Here is a 1,030-nt window from a genome sequence, read left to right on the forward strand (position 1 = left end):
GACGAAGCGTTGGAAGCAGCGTCCGCCGGGCTCGACCTGGGGCGACTGGGGCGAGGACGACGAGCTGGGCCGGATCAACCTGCTCACCCGGGAGAAGGTCCTGCAGGGCGTGCGCGAGGTCGAGCACGGCATCGCCTTCAGCCTCAGCCTGCCGCTCGACTATCCCGGCGGGTCGGCCATGAACCAGCGCCGCTACCCGCCGATCCTGCGCCCCACCGAGGACCTCCAGCACAACCAGGACGTCTTCTACAACATCAAAGCCAGCGAACACTTCTCCCCCGACCTCATCGACGTGTGGTCGGACGACGTGGTCACCCTCTGGCTGCAGTACTCCACCCAGTGGGACGCCCTCGCCCACCAGGGCGCCGAGTTCGACGCCGACGCCGACGGCACCGCCGAAGCCGTCTACTACAACGGCTACCGCGCCGGCACCGACCTCGTCGGACCCAAGGACGACGCCAAGGGCGACGGCAGCGGAAGCCTCGGCTTCGCCCGCCACCTCGGCCTCGAACACATGGCCCAGCACGGCGTCCAGGGCCGCGGCGTCCTCATCGACATCGCCCACCACCTCGGCACCGAATACCAGCCCGTCAACTACCGGCAGCTGCGCGAGATCATGGACGCCGACAACGTCACCGTCGAACCCGGCGACATCGTCCTGCTCCACACCGGCTTCGCCACCCAGATCCTCGCCTGGAACAAGAACCCCGACCCCGTCGCCATCCACCGGACCGCCGCCTACCTCGACGCCCACGACCCCGCCATCCTCCAGTGGATCACCGACTCCCAGCTCGCCGGCCTCGTCGCCGACAACTACGCCGTCGAGGGAGTCGGCGTCGGCAACGAAACCGGCCCCCACTCCCTCCTGCCCATCCACCACCTCTGCCTGTTCAAACTCGGCGTCCCCCTCGGCGAGTTGTGGTACCTCAAAGAACTCGCCGGCTGGCTGCGCGAACACCACCGCAGCCGCTTCCTCCTCACCGCACCCCCACTCAACCTCCCCGGCACCCAAGGCAGCCCCCTCACACCG

1 protein-coding gene is annotated in these 1,030 nt (G+C 68.7%); it reads left to right on the plus strand.

What is annotated here, in order from left to right; all coding sequences use genetic code 11:
* Positions 1 to 1,030: cyclase family protein (locus G3I56_RS42590; protein WP_203691964.1), on the plus strand; the 1,030-nt coding region annotated here is incomplete at both ends.

Source organism: Streptomyces sp. SID12488, from assembly GCF_010548275.1.
GTDB lineage: Bacteria > Actinomycetota > Actinomycetes > Streptomycetales > Streptomycetaceae > Streptomyces.